Source organism: Ruegeria sp. YTSC106, from assembly GCF_059609765.1.
This window is the reverse complement of the sequence record NZ_JBXWMI010000003.1, coordinates 1-17,703: the sequence shown is the minus strand read 5'-3', so window position 1 is coordinate 17,703 and position 17,703 is coordinate 1. Positions and strand designations below refer to the sequence as shown.

Genomic DNA, 17,703 nt, shown 5'->3' with positions numbered 1-17,703 from the left:
ATGTTCAAATATCAACCTGGGGACGATGTCGGTGAGCTGGAATTCTGGTCTTTCGACAATCCTGAAAGTGACTATCGAATCACGAAGGGTGCACCCAAAACTTATGGTCGGATTGATCTAGGTGGGGTAGGTCACACGACGCGGTTTGGTATCTGGCGCTGCACGGCGGGTGCGGTGGAATGTACCGAACAGGGTGACGAGTTGATGACCATCCTGTCCGGACACTGTCGTATCACACGCCACGATGACGGCAAATCTCGCGAGTTGAGCCCTGGCGATACATTGTTCGTTCGTGACGGTACCCGCGTGACTTGGGATGTTCATGAAGAAGTGACAAAGGTGTTTTTTGGTCACAAGGCTGAGGAGTACTGATGCCAGAGTGGCGTGCGTTTCGGAAAACGGACAATGTTCGTGGCTCACACCGCACTGTCAGCCAGGCAACAACGAAATACCTTTACGCGAGAATATCTGACCAAACCCATCCAACTCGTCCGTAATTCCGGCGCGTCTGAGGCAACTCCAGAATTGTGCCTGATTTGAGGTGATGACCGGTTTTCCGACTGCCTCTTCAATCTCGGCCACCACTTCCAGCGAACGAATGCCACCGCAGCTCAGGAAAATCACATCCGCGTCGGGCCTGTCGATGGCAATTGCAAACCTCTTCCAAAAATCAGGCGCGACCTGTCCCATCTCGGTACCTGTCGCCAGATTGAGCCCCTGAATATCCAGAACCTCAAATCCTTTGTTCAGAAGATACTCGGCCTCTGCGGTGTTCACCTCATCAAGATAAGGCGTGCCGACTACCAATTTCTTGGCCCCCAATTCGTTCAATGCGTCAAGCACACCCTTCACCAGGCACATGGGCCGTGCCCAGGGGGCGCCCTTGCTGATTTCGGCCATCACCCGGTTCTCACCGATGACAATCGAGCCGCTGGTACAGGAATAGCTGACAACATCGGGTTTCAGGTCGGGTTGAATGCGTGCGGCGGCCTCGGCCATGTGATCAATGTGGCGGGCAAGGGTTTCATTGGTGGTATAGTCTTCGGTCTTGAGACGCGTGATGTGTACTGCCACCCCTTCGGGGACCATGTCGAAAAAATCGGCCTCTGCGGCCAGATCGGTGGACATCAGGATGAATCCAAGCCTGGCCCTGTGGTGCCTTCCGGCGTCTAAAACCGGATTCCAATCTTTCGATTTGACTTTATCTCCGGGTTTGAACATTCAGACCGCTCCTTATACTGCTTCTTTGACGGCGCTCAGGAATTGCTGGGTTCGCTCCCTCTTAGGATTGCCGAACAGGTCTGCAGGCTTACCCTGTTCCTCAATCTTGCCGTCATAGAAAAAACATACCCGATCCGAGATATCGCGGGCGAAGCCCATTTGATGGGTCACCATGAGCATGGTCAGATTGTGTTCCGACACCAGCTTGCGGATGACATTTGTAACCTCACCGATCACTTCTGGATCCAGCGCGGAAGTGACCTCGTCAAACAGCATCACCTTGGGGCGCATCGCCAGCGCGCGGGCAATGGCGACCCGCTGTTGCTGACCACCTGACAAGCGGGAGGGATGCTGGTCTTTCTTGTCGATCATGCCGACCAGTTCCAGCAGCTCTTCGGACCGAGCGCGCGCTTCGGCCTTGGGCAGACCTAGAACCTGCACAGGACCTTCCATGCAATTTTCAAGTGCCGTCATATGCGGGAACAAATTGAAGTGCTGAAAGCACATGCCGATATCGGCGCGCCGTTTGCGCAGGTGCCGTTGGTTTGCGGGTACAAGAGTTCCGCCTTTGGACATATGGGTAAGCGGTTGGCCGTCCACATAGATCACGCCGCCGTTGATCTGCTCAAGCGTCATCAGCATGCGTAGAACGGTGGTTTTTCCTGATCCCGAAGGTCCGATGATCGTCACCATCTCACCGGCAGCCACATCCAGATCCAGATTGTCCAGCACCACCAGCGATCCATAGGCTTTTCGCACTTTTCTGAAACTGACCATCGGTGCATCTGCCCCAGTGATTTCCAGCGGATAAGCTGACAATTCTTCCATATTACATTCCCAATTTGCGGCGCACGAAACCTTCGAGCGCGCGGATTAGACCAGCGGCGGGCAGCGAAAGCACCAAAAAGATGATGCCCACCATTGTATACGCCTCCAGATAGCGCCAGGTCTCGGAACCGATGGCATTTGCGGTGTGGATCAGTTCTGCTACCCCGATCACTGATAGCATCGGCGTATCTTTGAAGATGCCGACAAGATAGTTGCCGAGACCTGCAATGGCCGGAGGGATCGCTTGCGGGATCACAACGCGTTTATAGGTTTGCAGGGTCGACATATTCAGTGCAGTCGCAGCTTCCCATTGCCCTTTCGGTACGCTTTCAATGCCTCCGCGATAGACTTCGGAAAGATAGCACGAATAGTGCAGCCCGATGGCGATCATTCCAGACACCCAAGGGCTGAGCGTGACGCCAAACTGTGGTCCGACGTAAAAAATGAAGAAGATCTGAAGCAGCAGAGGTGTCGACCGCACGAATTCGACAAATTCGCGTACCACAAACGTCACCGTGCGGTATCCGGTACGCTGCGCGAGCGCCAGGAACAGACCAACGACCAGAGCGATCAGATAACCGGCCGCCGCTGCAATCAGAGTGTTCAGCGTAGCCTCAAGAAGCCGGGGCAGGATTTCCCAGGCAAAATCCCATCGCCAGTCGAATTTCGGAAACCAATCATCAGTAAAAAGCCACTCAAACATGGGTCATGCCCTCCCCATTTTGCGCGACATGAACGCTTCCAACCAGCGCATGAAAGGGGTCAGCAGGAACCGGGCGAGGATGTAATAGATGATCAATGCAGTGCCGAATATCTGAGCGGAGAGGTAAGTGCTTGCGTTGATCTGCTTGGCCTGGAACATCAGGTCAGCGACCGAGATCAGAGACACAAGAGCTGTGCCTTTCAGAACCTCGATCATCAAATTCCCCCAGGGTGGCAACATGTTCACCAAGGCCTGCGGTAGAATGATCCTCCACATGCGTTTGGCCGGGCTCATGTTTATCGCGGTTGCCGCCTCCCACTGGCCCTTTGGCACTGCTAAGATGCCGCCCCTCACCAATTCGGCGCCGTATGCACCGGTGTTCATGGCAATCGCTACATATCCAGCGGTGAACTTCTCAAGGGTCACACCAAAAAGAGGCAAGACAAAGAAGATCCAGTACAGCTGGACCAAAAGCGAAGTACCCCGGAAGATTTCAATGTAGGTGACTGCAAAGCCCTTTACAGCGCGGTTGCTCGACATCTTCATCAAGCCAAACGCCAAAGAGAGGAGAACTGCAAAAATGGCGGACAGGAAAAATTGCGCAACTGTGATACCGGTTCCTGTCAACAAACGCGGCCAATAAACGCTGACAAATTCAAAAAAGCCCATGAAGCCACCCGAGTTGTCTGGTGTACAAAGAGTGTGGCAGGCCGATCAGCCTGCCACAGCAATCAATGGATTGGTTCCGAGACTTCAGCGGTTTGCGCAGGTCCATTCGGCGGTAGTGTCGCCTGGCAGATGGTTCTCGGTGTATTCATGATCGGCCACCTTCGCCATCATCTCGTCAGTCCCGATGTAACCAGCCAGTGCTTCATTGAACTTGGCAAGGAAATCCTGATCTTCATGACGGAACCCGATCGCAGCAAAATTCATGCTCCAATCTGGCATCTTTGAGGCATCACCAAGCTCGATCTCTTCGTGATCATCGGCAAGGTGGGATGCTTCGAAGTAGGTCAGAATCGCCGCATCTGCGCGACCAGCTTTCAATGCCGCGACCATTTCGGTGGGGCCTGGTACCTGCATCAGGTGGGCATCATCTATGCCGACTTTCTTGGCTGCTTCAACAGTGTTGTAACCTGCACCGGTCACCATGATGTGACCGCCGTCCAGAATGTCAGCGTAGTTGTGAATGTTCTTTGGGTTTCCGGTAGCAACCAGAACCCCGTCGCCCGATTTCGCAACTGGTTCAGAAAAGGATACGTTCTCGCATCGTGAATTGAGGATATACATGCCGCCGGTGATCAGGTCGAAACGCTCGGCCTTCAGACCGGGGATCAACCCACCCCAGTCGGTCACAACCGGCTCGACGTTTGTTAAACCCATCTTCGCCAGCGTTTCGATTGCGATGTCATTGGTAAAGCCATCTGCTTTTCCAGCTTCATCCGGATAACCCCAAAGTGGGATATTCGCAAAGCCAATGCGGATCGTTTCACCCGCATCGATGCGGTCCTGAAGTGGACCCGCAAAAGCAGCGACTGTTGTGCTTACAAGCGCGATGCTTGCTCCAATCAACGTTGTTGTAAACTTCGTTGGCATATTCACCTCCATGCCGATGATGGACTTACCCACGCCACATTGCGCGGCCTTGAGGGTCCGTCCTCGCTATCCGAGCGCCATCGATTTTTTGTTAAGCCCTCAATATGCACATCAGTGTATCGGTCAAATGTGATGTTTTTCGTCAAATTTGCTAGAATCGTGACTAAATATGTTGTCACAGCCTGAATCTTCATCATACACCAAGCTATGGACGACAAAGATTTCGATATACTTCGCCTTGTGCAATCGAATGCACGGTTGACTGCCGACACTATTGGACATGAGATTGGCCTGTCGCCTCCTGCAGTGCAGAAACGCCTAAAAAGACTCCGGGAAACCGGTGTGATCGAGAACGAAATCGCTGTCTTGTCGCCGGCTAAGGTGGGCCGTGAATTGACGGTTATCGTGCAGGTCATGCTTGAAAGGGAAAGCCGATTGCACCTGGATTCTTTCAAGCGAAGAATGAAGGTCGCTCCGGGCGTGCAGCAATGCTACTACACAACCGGCGAGGCTGATTTTATCCTGGTCGTGATCGTCGAGGACGTCAAAGCCTATGAGGCCTTCACACAAGAGTTCTTCTTTGACGAGTCAAACGTAAGCAAGTTCACGTCCTCAATTGTTATGGACCGTGTCAAAGTCTCTCTCGATACGTTGTAAGTTTTTCGGTTTTGTTGCGATCTTTTGAGAACGATGACCTGATTAAGCGATTGCGGTGGATCACCGCGGACGACGGAAGCGGCCCAGCATCTGGCAAGTTTGCTCGACCAGGATGGTTAACGACGGCCCATTCCTGCCGTTCACGTACCGGTCTGGATGCTGCAGTGCGGCCCGTCGAACCAGTCATTCGCTGCGACTCCAAAGCCTCAGCACAAGCGAACTCACAGTCTGCGGGACAGACCGGACTTGTGCAAACGCGGCTATTGCTGACGCAGAAAGCTGTCGCTCATGCGAGGGGAAAATTCGGCGTCGCGGCAGGATTCGCCAAACCCGCCGTTCAAGCGCTGCGAACCCGGGGGATCCTAAACCGGCCCATCGCTGCGATCGTTCTCAGCCCGCAACCAGTCCAAGAATGCCTCCGCACCCTGAGACACCTGCCGATCTGTGAAAACGACAAAGTAACCCGCGTTTTCAACTCTGACATCGGACAATCTGACAAGCGTTCCATCGCCAAGTTCAGGCGCGACCAGATCATCCCAAAGGGCGATCCCCTGGCCATCTACCACCGCCTGAACGCGGCTGTTTGAGTCCGGGATGGTCAAGCTGGACCGGCTGGGCGCGTAAGGTAGCCCCGCGGCATTGTGCCAGGCCCGCCAACCCGTATCGCCGGAGCTGTCCCCCAAGAGCGGAAGCTGCCTGACCGCCTCGGCCAGTCCAAGCCGCTTTACCTGCTCTGCGACTGCGCGGTTTGCGGTTGGAACGGCAGGCAGGGACAGAAGAAGTTCGCTTTTGTGACCCTCCCAGCCGCCAATTCCCCAGAGGATAGCAATGTCGACTTTGACAGATCTCAACATTTCCACGGAGTTGATCGGTTCGATCCGCAGGCTGATACCGGGATTGGCCTCGAAGAACCGTGTGAGCCTTGGCGATAACCACCGCGACGAGAAATAGGTCAGCGCGCCAACGGTCACGGCGCCTGATGCGGTGCCACGCAGGTCTTCGATTTCACGGTCGATCTGGCTTAGGGCCGTTTGGGACACATGCCACAACCTGCGCCCTTCCTCCGTCAGTTCCAGTTTGGCGTGCGCACGCTCGAACAGGCGAAAGCCGAGCTCGGCTTCAAGCTTGCCCACTTGGTAACTGATCGACCCTTTCGACTGATGCACCTCGTCCGCCGCCTTGGTCATCGACAGATTGCGGGCAACGGCATCAAAGGTCTTGAGGGCATCATAAGAACGAAAGCGCATGAATATTGTCTAATTTTTTCGAACGACTTGTGCAAATCATTAGATTTGCGCCAAGGCCGCATCACAGAATATCCAAAACTTAATGCGTGGCATCCATCTGTCCTTGTCGAAGATCACCCGCAGGCGTCTAACAACTCTGAACGGTGAATTACATGACAGCCGACCTCTCTCACTATCGTTTCGTTGCCAAGGCTTTGCTGAACAAGGGCGCGCGCCCGCGCGAGCTTGCCCGCACCATGCCCGCGCATCCGCTGAGCTACATGGAACTGCCCTTCGATCCCGAATACACGCTCTACAACTCGCGCCTGACGCCGGAGAAACTCGACACGGCCACAGATGACGAGATGTATTGGGCAGTGCGCACCAATGTCATCTTCCGCCACACCGGCGAGTTGCCGATCGAGATCAGCGGGCCGGATGCGGAAACCCTGTTGAACAAAGTGTTCACACGGAGCGTCAGCAAGGTGAAGCCGGGTCGCTGCTCCTATCAATTTGCGTGCTACCACGATGGCGGCATGATCACCGATGGGGTGCTGCTACGGTTGTCGCAGGATAGGTTCTGGATGGCGCAGGCCGACGGCGACCTGTTCAGCTGGTACAAGGCCCACGCCGAGGGGCTGGACGTGAAAATCCACGACCCCAACGTCTGGGTCAGCCAGATCCAGGGGCCGCGTTCGCTGGAATTGCTGGCTGCGGTACTGGACGGACCTATGCCCGATCCTTTCCGCTATTTCGATTGCGCTGAGGTCTCCATCGCGGGCCAGACCTGCTGGATCAGCCGGTCAGGCTTCACCAATGAGCTTGGCTGGGAGGTCTATATGTTGCCCGACACCAACATCCCAGCCATCGGCGACAGTATCATGGAGGTCGGTGCGGCATTCGGCATCCTGCTGACCGGAACGCCAGTGTTCCGCGCGCGGCGGATTGAGGCCGGGTTGCTCAACGCTGGGTCGGATTTCGGAGCCGAGACGACGCCGTTCGACGCAGGGCTTGGCGGTTTTGTCGAATTTGACGACCGTGACTTTGTTGGCCGCAAAGCACTGGAGGCCGCCGATGAATCCTGCCGCACCTGGGGCATGCGCGTGTCCGGCGGCGTGGCGCAGCTTGGACGCGTCATGACCATTGATGGCAAAGATGTCGGCCGTGTCTGTTCCTCGGGCTATTCGCCGTATCAGGGCTGTGGTGTTTGCATCGTGCGCATGGATGACCCTGCGCAGGGGCCCGGCACGCAGGTCGATGTGCTCTGCGCCGATGGTTCCACTCAAAGAGGCGAGCTTTGCACCCTGCCGATGTATGACGCGGACCGGCTCATTCCGCGCGGCAAGCTTGTCGACATCCCCACAAGCCCAATAGCGGCGGAATAACCATGTATGACCTAACGCTCACCACCTCGCACTTCCCGGCGCAGAATGATGCGGATATCCGCGACGTCACGGTTGGTGGGTTGCTGCGAGAGGTGTCAGCCAGCCACCTGGATGCCGTGGCGATGGTGGATGTCGCGGACAGTGGTGACTGTGGCCAGTCATGGACCTATGCGGAGATGCTGGCGCAGGCCGAGAGCCTTGCCAGGGCCCTCGCCACCCGGTTCGAAGCGGGTGACAGGGTCGTCGTCTGGGCACCCAATATCCCCCAGTGGATCTTCATGGAGTATGCCTGCGGTCTGGCGGGGCTGGTTCTGGTTACAGCCAATCCGTCCTTTCAGGCCTCCGAGCTCAAATATGTGCTGGAGCAATCCGGTGCCATCGGACTGTTCATGGTGGACGGGTTCCGAGGCAATCCGATGGCTGAGATTGCGCGCGAGGCGACGAAAGGCAACACGCGCCTGCGCGAGGTCGTCAATCTGGAAGACGAGGACGCGCTCTACGCCTATGGAGAACGGCCCGCCGTGCTGCCGGACGTCCAGCCGGATGATGCCGCGCAGATCCAGTACACCTCGGGAACAACCGGATTTCCCAAGGGCGCGGTGCTCAGCCACAAAAACCTTGTGAACAACGCGCGGCTTTTCTGCGCGCGCAAGCAGGTTGGGCCGCACTCGGTCTGGGCCAATTTTATGCCGCTGTTTCACACGGCGGGCTGTGCCACGGGCGCGCTTGGGTGCCTTCAGGCCGCGGCCAAGATGCTGTTGATCAAGCGGTTCGACGCGGATGTCTTTGCGCGATTGATAGAGGAACAGGGCGTAACAACCTGTTTCGCCGTTCCCACCATGCTGTTCAATCTGCTGGAATCGCTTGATAGAACTCCACGCGATATGGCCTCGCTTGAGGTCATTACGACGGGCGGCGCGCCGGTGCCACCCGATCTGGTCCGACGGGTGCGGGACCGTTTGGGCTGTCACTTGCTCAGCGCTTTCGGGCAAACAGAGCACAGTCCCATGATCTGCCTGAACCCTGTCGAGGCAACACTGGAACAGATCGTGGAAACGGCTGGCCAGCCGCTGCCACAGACCGAGGTCTCGATCCGTTCGCCTGAAGATAATCGTGTGCTCCCAATAGGCGAAGTGGGCGAGATTTGCGCGCGATCCTACGCGGTGATGATCGGCTATAACGACAACCCGGAGGCTACCGCCGCCGCCATCGATGGCGAAGGCTGGCTGCATACCGGCGATCTGGGCACGATGGATGCCCAGGGGTTCGTGAGGGTGACTGGCCGTGTGAAGGACATGATCATACGCGGCGGTGAAAACCATTTCCCGGCCGAGATCGAAGCGGTGCTTGTGACCCATCCGCAAGTCGCTCAGGTGGCCGTAGTCGGCCTGCCGGACGAGAAATGGGGGGAAGTGATCGCGGCATTCATCCTGTCCGACCAACCCCTCGACGTGGCTGATTTGCGCACCCACTGCCGGGCGCATCTGTCCGCGCAGAAAACGCCATCGGTCTGGGTGCGTGTGCCGGACTTCCCGCTGACAGGCTCTGGCAAGGTGCAGAAATTCGCCATTCGTGAGAAGTTCCTCGCAGGTAACTACGGAGAGGTTCTGCAATGAGCGTTCGCGTCGAAAAGGATGGTCCGGTCTGGACCATCATCCACTCCCGCCCTGAGGCTCGCAATGCCATGGATCCGGAAAGTGCCACTGCACTTTTTGAGGCGTTCCAGTCGTTTGACGCGGACGTCACCGCCAGCGTTGCCGTGTTCTGGGGCGAAGGCGGTGCCTTTTGCGCCGGGTGGGATTTGAAGCATGCAGCCTCCCTTGCCGGGGCCGAGGCGCTTGATCCGTTCGACTTTCCCGATGAGGGTGAGCCGCCGATGGCTGCCATGGGACCCAGCCGGTTGGAGCTCAGCAAACCGGTGATCGCCGCTGTGGCCGGGCCTGCCGTGGCGGGTGGCATGGAACTGGCGCTTTGGTGCGATATCCGGGTGATGGAAGAAACCGCCTTCATGGGGGTCTACTGCCGCCGTTGGGGTATTCCATTGATCGACGGTGGCACGGTGCGCCTGCCGCGTCTGGTGGGTGAAGGCCGCGCGATGGACCTGATCCTGACCGGTCGCCGCGTCGATGCGGAAGAGGCGCTGCGAATTGGGCTGTGCGAATACGTCGTGCCTGAAGGCGACGCGCGAACCAAGGCCGAAGCGCTGGCCCATGACATCGCCCGTTTCCCCCAAAGCTGCATGCGCGCAGATCGCCGGTCTGTGCGGGCCCAGCACGGGTTAACTGAACGTGACGCTCTTCGACAGGAATGGAAGGGCAGCAAGGCCGAGGTCACCAAAGGTGTCCAAGGCGCCACCCGGTTTGCCAGCGGCAAGGGCCGTGGCGGTGATTTCAGCGATGTATGATTTGACCCTCACCACCTCCCGTGCTCCTGCCCAGTCCGACATGGAGACGCGCGAGATCACCATCGGTGCATTGCTGCGCGAGGTTGCTGCGGCGCGCCCGGATGCCGAGGCCTTGGTCGAAGTCAGGCAGGACGGATCAGAAGGGCAGCGCTGGACCTATGCCGAACTGCTGGCCGAGGCCGAGCGACTTGCGCTGGCGCTGTCCAGTCGTTTTGCGCCCGGTGAACGGGTGGTGATCTGGTCACCCAACAGCCCAGAATGGGTGTTGATGGAATATGCCTGTGCGCTGTCAGGGCTGGTTCTGGTCACCGCGAACCCAGCCTTTCAGGCGCGCGAACTGGCCTATGTGCTGGAACAATCCGGCGCGGTTGCCCTGTTCCTTGTCGAGGAATTCCGCGGCAACCCAATGGGCCGGATTGGAGCTGAGGTCGTGACCGACATCGCTGCCATCCGCGAAGTCACAGATATGGAAAGTGACGCGTTCTTTGCACAGGGCACCCGCCCGCCTGCCTTGCCCGAAGTTGCCCCGGGCGACGCTGCGATGATCCAATATACGTCCGGCACAACAGGTTTTCCCAAGGGCGCTGTTCTCAGCCATCGCGGATTGGTCAACAATGCACGGTTCTACGCTTCTCGCTGCGGCGCAACCAAGGCGACCACCTGGGTTAACATCATGCCGATGTTTCACACCTCGGGCTGCGGGATGGTCACTCTTGGGTGCCTTCAGGCGGGGTGCCGAATGGTGCTGGTCAGCCTTTTTGACCCGAACATCGTGCTGGATCAGTTGGAAGCGAGCGGCGCTGACATCATCCTTGGCGTGCCGACCATGGTGGTCGCGCTGCTTGACGCGCAGGAAAAACGCCCGCGCGACCTGTCGGCCCTGAAGCTTGTCAGCTGCGGCGGCTCGATGGTGGCGCCCGAATTGGTGCGCCGGGTGCAGAACCTGATGGGGGCCGGATTTTCGACGCTCTATGGCCAGACCGAGTATTGTCCGGTGATCACCCAACACCACTCGTCAGACAGTATTGACGACATCTGCAACACGGCTGGCCAGCCGGTGGCTCAGACCGAAGTTTCGATCCGCAGCGTTGATGACAACCTCGCCGTTGCCATTGGCGCGGTCGGAGAGATTTGCGCGCGCGGCCCATGTGTCATGCTGGAATACAACGACAACCCCAAGGCCACGTCCGAGACTGTCGACGCAGATCGCTGGCTGCATACGGGCGATCTGGGCCGGATGGATGCCCGCGGCTACGTTTCCGTCACGGGCCGGGTCAAGGAAATGATCATCCGGGGTGGCGAGAACCATTTCCCAGCCGAAATCGAGAACTGCCTGCTGGAGCACGCGAGCGTGGCCGAGGTCGCCGTGGTCGGCCTGCCCGACCCGAAATGGGGCGAGGTCATCGGCGCGTTCATCCGCGGCACAGGACCACTCGACAAAGCCGCGCTGCATGCCCATTGCCGCGCAAATATGTCGCCGCAGAAAACCCCGAATGTCTGGGTGCAGGTCGAAGGCTTTCCCCTGACCGGCTCGGGCAAAATCCAGAAATTCGTTCTCCGCGATCGTTTCGTCGCCGGGGAATATGCTGAACTCTGACTGACAGGAACCGCCATGCAAGACGCAACCAGACACTATATCAACGGCCAATGGATAGCTTCGATCGACGGGCGCGAAATGGCGGTTGAGAACCCGTCGACTGAGGAGAAGATCGCCACGATCACTTTGGGCGGCGTCGCTGATGCCGACGCGGCCGTCGCCGCGACCAAGGCAGCCTTCCCGGCCTGGGCGGCAACAGACCCCTCGGAACGGATCGCCGCACTGGAACGGTTGATGGAGGTCTACAAGTCGCGGGCCGAAGACATGGCGCAGACCATCAGCATCGAAATGGGTGCACCCATCGCACTTGCAAAGACAGCACAGGTCGGTGCCGGAGCTGGGCATCTCAAGAACACCATTCGGGCGGCCAGGGCTTTTGCCTTTGAGCGCCCCTTGGGGGATCACGCGCCTGGCGACATGATCCTATACGAGCCGGTTGGTGTCTGCGCCCTGATCACCCCATGGAACTGGCCGATGAACCAGGTGATGCTCAAGGTCGCCCCGGCGCTGGCGGCGGGCTGCACGGTGGTCTTGAAACCGTCGGAACTGTCGCCGCTCAGCGCCATTCTGCTGGCCGAGATGATCGATGCAGCGGGCTTCCCGCCCGGCGTGTTCAATCTTGTGAACGGTGATGGTGCCGGTGTTGGCGCGCATCTCACCGCGCACCCGGACGTGGACATGGTCAGCTTCACCGGGTCAACCCGAGCTGGGGTCGCGATCAGCAAGGCCGCGGCAGACACCGTGAAACGCGTCAGCCTCGAATTGGGGGGCAAGGGGGCCAACATCATCTTCGCCGATGCAGATGAAAAGGCCGTCACACGCGGCCTGCGGCACTGCTTCAACAATTCGGGCCAGTCCTGCAACGCGCCGACCCGGATGCTCGTGGAGCGCTCGATATACGACCAGGCCGTTGAAACCGCCCGCACAGTGGCCGAAAAAACAGAGGTCGGACCGGCGGATATTGACGGCCGCCAGATCGGCCCGGTCGTGTCTGAAACTCAATTCAACAAGATCCAATACCTGATCAAGCGTGGCATGGATGAACACGCCAGGTTGATCGCGGGTGGCCTTGGTCGCCCCGACGGGCTGAACCGGGGTCATTTCGTGCGCCCCACGATCTTTGCCGATGTCACGCCTGATATGGCGATCTGGAAAGAAGAAATCTTTGGGCCTGTTCTTTGCATCACACCCTTCGACACTGAGGAAGAGGCCATCGCCTTGGCGAATGATACGCCCTATGGCCTGACGAACTACGTCCAGACTACGGACAAGTCCCGCGCACGCCGGGTCGCGCGTCAGCTGCGGTCTGGTATGGTCGAGATGAACGGTAAGTTCGGCGGGTCCGGGTCGCCTTTCGGCGGCATGAAGCAGTCGGGCAATGGTCGTGAAGGCGGTGTCTGGGGTCTTGAGGAGTTCCTGGAGGTTAAAGCCGTCAGCGATTGGGAGTAGGCATGGCAAAAGTTCTCTATGAAAAAGATGGCCGGATCGGGCGGATCACTCTGAACCGACCTGAAGTGATGAATGCCATCGACGATGATCTTCCGCGCGAATTGGCGGCGGCGGTGGCAGAGGCCGACCATGACCGAGACATCCACGTGATGGTACTGTCTGGCGCAGGGAAGGCCTTTTGCGCAGGTTACGACCTGGCCCACTACGCCGAGGATAACGGCCCCAACAAGGTAGTGCAGGACATGCCCTGGGACCCGATGCAGGATTTCCAGTTCATGTGGGCGAACACACAGGCCTTCATGTCGCTGTTCCGGGCGATGAAGCCGGTGATCTGCAAGGTGCATGGCTTTGCTGTCGCGGGCGGCTCGGACATCGCGCTCTGTGCCGATCTCACGATTATGGGGGACACCGCGCAAATTGGCTACATGCCCACCCGCGTTTGGGGCTGTCCGACAACTGCAATGTGGGTGCACCGGCTTGGACCGGAAAAGGCCAAGCGCATGATGTTCACGGGTGACAAGATCAGCGGGGTTGAGGCTGCCGAGATGGGGTTGGTGCTAAAATCCGTGCCTGACGATCAGCTCGATGCCGAGGTCGAGGCGCTGGCCGCCCGTATAGCATCCGTGCCAATCAACCAGCTGTCCATGCAGAAGATGGTGATCAACTCCACAGTAGAGGAAAAGATCAACCAAACACAGCGCCTTTCCACCGTGTTCGACGGCATCACTCGCCATTCACCCGAGGGCATGAACTTCAAAGCCCGCGTGGAGCAAGTCGGCTGGAAACAGGCAGTGCAGGAACGGGACACTGGGACCTTCGACTGGACCCGCAACAAACCCTTCGACTGACAAATCCCGCGAATTACTTGGCACCAACCGTTCGCGTTGGCGTGCCAAATTACGAAAAAATCCCGCCGCCCGAGTATAGAATAGGGAAAACCCGCTGCGCTCCGAACGAATGGCGGCTCTTCTCGTCGTGCAGCAGCACTCTGACCTATGCATGCGCGGCAGTTTTTCCGCTGCAAACGCACGCAGCACAAAAAACCAATTCACAGGTTGGGCTCACAGCCGACCTCGGAGGCAAAGCAGCATTATGTGATATGTTGCCGTAGTCAACGTCGGGTTGTCGTTGTGGGAGGGCATGGCGGATCGGAGGATCAGTCATGGAAACACCAAACTTACCAGCCATTCGCGCGCTTCGCCCTGCTTGGAACAAGGGCCGCATCGTCGGGCAGAAACGGCCATTGAAACCAAAACACGTCTGGGCAATCCGTGTTCGACTTGAACTGGCCGAGAACCATCGAGACCTAGCGCTGTTCAATATGGCCATCGACAGCAAGCTCCGCGGCTGCGACCTTGTGAAGATGAAAGTCGTCGACGTCATGGCGTCTGGTCAGATTAAGGAACGGGCATCGGTGCTGCAAAGCAAGACACAGAAACCTGTGCGTTTTGAGATATCCGAGGGCACACGCGCCTCGGTGGAAAAGTGGATGGAAGATGAGCTCATGGTCGGCTCGGAATACCTATGGCCGGGGCGGTTCCATGAACGTCTGCACATCTCGACACGCCAGTACGCCCGGATCGTGCGGGATTGGGTCACGTCGATCGGTCTGGAGGCCAGCGCATACGGAACGCATTCGATGCGGAGGATAAAAGTCACACAGATCTACAAGAAGACCGGCAACTTGCGGGCGGTCCAGCTGCTACTTGGGCACACTAAAATGGACAGCACGGTCCGGTATCTCGGCGTTGAACTGGAAGATGCCCTTGCGATTGCAGAGGCCATTGAAATCTAGCAATTTGGGCCGTCTTAACGGACGGCCCAAAGAAGACATCCAACCCTGACCTGCAATGCTGTGGCGCGGCTCTTCGAACCTGCCGTTCGCCGCGTGTGCGAAACCAGTTCATCGCGCAACGCTTCTTGTCATGGTGACACTGGTTCGCGCTGAATAACGCGGCGTTCGCCTCGCAGTATCTCGTGCCGCAAAACCTCCGGGTCAGCAAACTGTTCGGGAAGTACTAGCATTTACTGACCAAACCACCGCTCCATCACCCGTCCTGAGGATCTTCAAAATCATATTCTTCCTTTAATACAGCAACTAGTTCTTCTGTTACCCACCTGCTTTGGCGCAGAATATACCGGGTGTACCGTTCCTTAAATGCTTTCAGCGCAGTTTTAAACTGGACCATGATTAAGACCGCGTCACTCACCTGTGGCAAAGCTTCATCGTCAAGAAGTTCAAGATATTTGGTTTGAGGTTGCCCCTCCAATACTATCAACAAGTTTTGAAGAACGCGGTTCACGATTTTGACCTTACCCGCATTCATAGTCGCGTCGGGCTTCTTCTTCGACAACTCCTTAACTTCGTTTAGCAAAGCGGTAAAAACATCGTTGCTCGCCTCATACTCTTCGACCAGAGCATCGGTCGTCACAAATTCAAGATCATACTCGTCTTCAAAACTCATCTCTTGCGGCCAATTCTCGTTGGAGGGCTAGATTGAATAGTTCCGATGTCTCCGCCGACGGTATAATACCATCGGCCAAGATTATCTTGCCTAACATTGTCTGATCGAAACCTCTCAGCTTCCTCAATGTATTGAGCGATAACCATGGTAACATCGCTGGTTGTCGGCGCGTCGTCGCTATCGAAAACATCAAACTCATCAAAAGGCTTATACCCGGCCCCCAGCACGGAATTACCAGCCTCAAGAACCTTGTTTATCAGCTTGAGTTTGAATCCGTTAACCGAGTCGCTTGGGCTTTTCTTTGCCAGGGCGCCAATCTCGGCGTACATTCCTTGTAACTGACCAATCAGCTTCTCAAGTTGTTCAACATCTTCATTCGTTTCCACATCCGTCTCCTATGGGCATTCACGTCGGAACTCGACGTATTTCTTGTTCAAAATATCAATTGCGTCTCGCTGCTTGCTATCAAACACTTCGACCATTTGTTCCAAGTCAGTGTCCGTCAAAGTGATGACTGCCTTCCGTTGTCCCGCCCAGAGATTTACTGCACGTGCTGTTTCAGCTCTCTTTAGCGGATTGCGGGTCACGAAAACCCCGAACTTACCAAGATCATCGGTTAGGTAGCGGTTTATCTGGTCGAAATGGATGCGCCCAATTTCCGCGACGTTCTTCATCTCGAACGTAATTTGGCGCGACGCGTAGTCGTCCATCAGTTCTCGCAGAAGCGGGGTGGAGCGCGTGTTGTAAAAAATAAGGTCGCGTATGGAAACGCCATCATCGGTGCGTGCTTGTTCTTGGGCAAAATCGAGTTTTGGGTACAACAGCGATGGCAGCAATCTCCCAACTAGATTCTCATATTTGGTGTCCGCCCCGTCTGTCTTTCCCGTTGGCAATTTTTTGATTTGGGCAAAAACGCGTTTAGCTGAGGTTACTGGAATCTGCGAAAACAGCGGGTCATTCTCACAATCCTCGAAACTCCGCTCCTTCGCTTGAATGTATTTCTCTATCACCCCGTAGTTGTGGCGATTATAGCTCAGGACTTTAACCCGCGTAAGGTCTTCCGCCTTATGCGAAATCTCATCTTGAGGGCAGTGCTTCTCATAGTAGTCGTCGTAGTTGATCCACGGCGCAAATCGCATCCATCTTTTGGGAACAAGAATGATCGGTGCGCCATTCTCCGGGTTCACAGGCAACGCAACACCGTCTTCTCGAACAAACCTATTCGCGCGATAGTCGTAAACATTCTCAACGGTACATGGCTGCGTAGGGACGCCAAGTTTGTCACATTGATCAATAGTGAAATCTATGAGGAAAGACTTCAAGAAGTTGCAGCTTATGTCTGAGATTCTGTCTTTCGAAATACCCTCAACAAAGAACTGAATTTCTTCAAAATGACGGAAGCCGTTTTGCTGGTATTGAGGTATCGCCTTAAACAGAGCGATAATTTCCTTGGCCTTTTCCGATCCAATCCTTTTGCCTTTTCTGGTAAGCGATGTGCCAAGGCCAACCTCATCGCATTCAGACGCAATGATAAGCGTTGCAATGGCTTCGTCTTCTCTGCCTTGCGAAGCAAGAAGGCCCAAATGATTGAATGCGTTTACGAGACCGGTGTGCATTGCCTGATCTTGCTGCGACGGAGATCGCCAAAGCATGAATGGGTCAAGATAGAGTGGAATGTCTTCGTCAAGAAATGGAATGGCGAAGTCAAGATCGACCTGAGCCGCATGTATGCCATGATAGTCGGTAAGTCTTGGTCTAATCAACAATCTAGAAATGCGCCTCTGGGGTTGTGCCAACTTGCGGTGCGCAACGCTGGAAGTTTACTTAAATTACCGAGTGATGGGGAACATCTGGATAAACGTACCAGATGTGGAGAGAGTGGTGCAATACCACACACCGCATGCGTGTGCCTTGCCACAACTATCTGTGGGTATTTTGTGTGCCCAACCTTCCCACTTCGAGCGCTGTCTAGCGGGGCCGTTACGTCGGGACCCTTGCAGATAGTGTTCTTCCATGTCTGCATTCAGTTTGTTCGCGACACACCTCGCATCTGCAGCGAACGACCGCTTCCCGCCCATTCTTCCGGAGACATCTTTAGGCTCCAGACTCATTGAATTACAGCCAGAATAGGACTGTAGCAGCGAGAGCGATGGCCGAGAGGAATACCTTTGG

At 56.5% G+C, this 17,703-nt stretch carries 18 protein-coding genes; 9 read left to right on the top strand and 9 right to left on the bottom strand.

What is annotated here, in order from left to right; all coding sequences use genetic code 11:
- Positions 1 to 372, top strand: coding sequence for a cupin domain-containing protein (locus AC2FEB_RS04450; RefSeq protein WP_496675392.1), 372 nt, complete (start codon positions 1 to 3; stop codon positions 370 to 372).
- A 57-nt stretch (positions 373 to 429) separates the two neighbouring features.
- Here AC2FEB_RS04450 and AC2FEB_RS04445 read toward each other — a convergent pair whose 3' ends face one another.
- The 5 genes from AC2FEB_RS04445 to AC2FEB_RS04425 form a co-directional block, all read right to left on the bottom strand.
- Positions 430 to 1,221, bottom strand: coding sequence for a maleate cis-trans isomerase family protein (locus AC2FEB_RS04445; RefSeq protein ID WP_496675390.1), 792 nt, complete (start codon positions 1,219 to 1,221; stop codon positions 430 to 432).
- A 12-nt stretch (positions 1,222 to 1,233) separates the two neighbouring features.
- Positions 1,234 to 2,049: an ectoine/hydroxyectoine ABC transporter ATP-binding protein EhuA gene (gene ehuA / locus AC2FEB_RS04440; RefSeq protein WP_496675388.1), complete on the bottom strand. Its 816-nt coding sequence runs from the start codon at positions 2,047 to 2,049 to the stop codon at positions 1,234 to 1,236.
- 1 nt (position 2,050) lies between these two features.
- Positions 2,051 to 2,752: an ectoine/hydroxyectoine ABC transporter permease subunit EhuD gene (gene ehuD / locus AC2FEB_RS04435; RefSeq protein ID WP_496675386.1), complete on the bottom strand. Its 702-nt coding sequence runs from the start codon at positions 2,750 to 2,752 to the stop codon at positions 2,051 to 2,053.
- Positions 2,753 to 2,755: 3 nt separating this feature from the next.
- Positions 2,756 to 3,421: an ectoine/hydroxyectoine ABC transporter permease subunit EhuC gene (ehuC, locus tag AC2FEB_RS04430; RefSeq protein WP_496675385.1), complete on the bottom strand. Its 666-nt coding sequence runs from the start codon at positions 3,419 to 3,421 to the stop codon at positions 2,756 to 2,758.
- An 84-nt stretch (positions 3,422 to 3,505) separates the two neighbouring features.
- Positions 3,506 to 4,348, bottom strand: a complete 843-nt coding sequence (locus AC2FEB_RS04425) for a transporter substrate-binding domain-containing protein (RefSeq protein WP_496675383.1) — start codon at positions 4,346 to 4,348, stop codon at positions 3,506 to 3,508.
- A gap of 207 nt (positions 4,349 to 4,555) precedes the next feature.
- On the opposite strand from AC2FEB_RS04425, the gene AC2FEB_RS04420 reads away from it, so the two are divergent.
- Positions 4,556 to 5,005, top strand: coding sequence for an Lrp/AsnC family transcriptional regulator (locus AC2FEB_RS04420; RefSeq protein ID WP_496675381.1), 450 nt, complete (start codon positions 4,556 to 4,558; stop codon positions 5,003 to 5,005).
- Positions 5,006 to 5,367: 362 nt separating this feature from the next.
- On the opposite strand, the gene AC2FEB_RS04415 is transcribed toward AC2FEB_RS04420, so the two are convergent.
- Positions 5,368 to 6,252: a LysR substrate-binding domain-containing protein gene (locus AC2FEB_RS04415; protein ID WP_496883867.1), complete on the bottom strand. Its 885-nt coding sequence runs from the start codon at positions 6,250 to 6,252 to the stop codon at positions 5,368 to 5,370.
- A 152-nt stretch (positions 6,253 to 6,404) separates the two neighbouring features.
- Here AC2FEB_RS04415 and AC2FEB_RS04410 point away from each other — a divergent pair, with 152 nt between their 5' ends.
- The 7 genes from AC2FEB_RS04410 to AC2FEB_RS04380 all read left to right on the top strand — a co-directional run bounded on the left by AC2FEB_RS04410 (position 6,405) and on the right by AC2FEB_RS04380 (position 14,861).
- Positions 6,405 to 7,616, top strand: coding sequence for an aminomethyl transferase family protein (locus AC2FEB_RS04410; RefSeq protein WP_496883866.1), 1,212 nt, complete (start codon positions 6,405 to 6,407; stop codon positions 7,614 to 7,616).
- 2 nt (positions 7,617 to 7,618) lie between these two features.
- The gene (locus tag AC2FEB_RS04405) at positions 7,619 to 9,232 is read left to right on the top strand and encodes a class I adenylate-forming enzyme family protein (RefSeq protein ID WP_496883865.1); all 1,614 of its coding nucleotides are present in this window, start codon (positions 7,619 to 7,621) and stop codon (positions 9,230 to 9,232) included.
- Positions 9,229 to 10,020 carry a crotonase/enoyl-CoA hydratase family protein gene (locus tag AC2FEB_RS04400; protein ID WP_496883864.1) on the top strand — a complete coding sequence of 264 codons (792 nt, stop codon included), beginning with the start codon at positions 9,229 to 9,231 and terminating at the stop codon, positions 10,018 to 10,020. Before AC2FEB_RS04405 ends, AC2FEB_RS04400 begins: the two co-directional genes overlap by 4 nt.
- Positions 10,013 to 11,617 (top strand): class I adenylate-forming enzyme family protein, encoded by a 1,605-nt coding sequence (locus AC2FEB_RS04395; RefSeq protein ID WP_496883863.1) that lies wholly within the window; start codon positions 10,013 to 10,015, stop codon positions 11,615 to 11,617. Before AC2FEB_RS04400 ends, AC2FEB_RS04395 begins: the two co-directional genes overlap by 8 nt.
- Positions 11,618 to 11,632: 15 nt before the next feature.
- Positions 11,633 to 13,066 (top strand): aldehyde dehydrogenase family protein, encoded by a 1,434-nt coding sequence (locus AC2FEB_RS04390; protein ID WP_496883862.1) that lies wholly within the window; start codon positions 11,633 to 11,635, stop codon positions 13,064 to 13,066.
- Positions 13,067 to 13,068: 2 nt separating this feature from the next.
- Complete coding sequence (locus AC2FEB_RS04385) at positions 13,069 to 13,914, top strand: crotonase/enoyl-CoA hydratase family protein (RefSeq protein WP_496883861.1); 846 nt, start codon at positions 13,069 to 13,071, stop codon at positions 13,912 to 13,914.
- Between the two features lie 314 nt (positions 13,915 to 14,228).
- Complete coding sequence (locus tag AC2FEB_RS04380; protein ID WP_496883860.1) at positions 14,229 to 14,861, top strand: tyrosine-type recombinase/integrase; 633 nt, start codon at positions 14,229 to 14,231, stop codon at positions 14,859 to 14,861.
- A 253-nt stretch (positions 14,862 to 15,114) separates the two neighbouring features.
- On the opposite strand, the gene AC2FEB_RS04375 is transcribed toward AC2FEB_RS04380, so the two are convergent.
- The 3 genes from AC2FEB_RS04375 to AC2FEB_RS04365 are packed head-to-tail and all read right to left on the bottom strand — an operon-like array spanning position 15,115 to position 17,297.
- On the bottom strand, positions 15,115 to 15,531 hold the full coding sequence (locus AC2FEB_RS04375; protein ID WP_496883859.1) for a hypothetical protein: 417 nt from the start codon (positions 15,529 to 15,531) through the stop codon (positions 15,115 to 15,117).
- Complete coding sequence (locus AC2FEB_RS04370; protein ID WP_496883858.1) at positions 15,528 to 15,917, bottom strand: hypothetical protein; 390 nt, start codon at positions 15,915 to 15,917, stop codon at positions 15,528 to 15,530. Before AC2FEB_RS04370 ends, AC2FEB_RS04375 begins: the two co-directional genes overlap by 4 nt.
- A 9-nt stretch (positions 15,918 to 15,926) precedes the next feature.
- Positions 15,927 to 17,297 carry a DUF8370 family protein gene (locus AC2FEB_RS04365; protein ID WP_496883857.1) on the bottom strand — a complete coding sequence of 457 codons (1,371 nt, stop codon included), beginning with the start codon at positions 17,295 to 17,297 and terminating at the stop codon, positions 15,927 to 15,929.
- Positions 17,298 to 17,703: the final 406 nt, after the last annotated feature.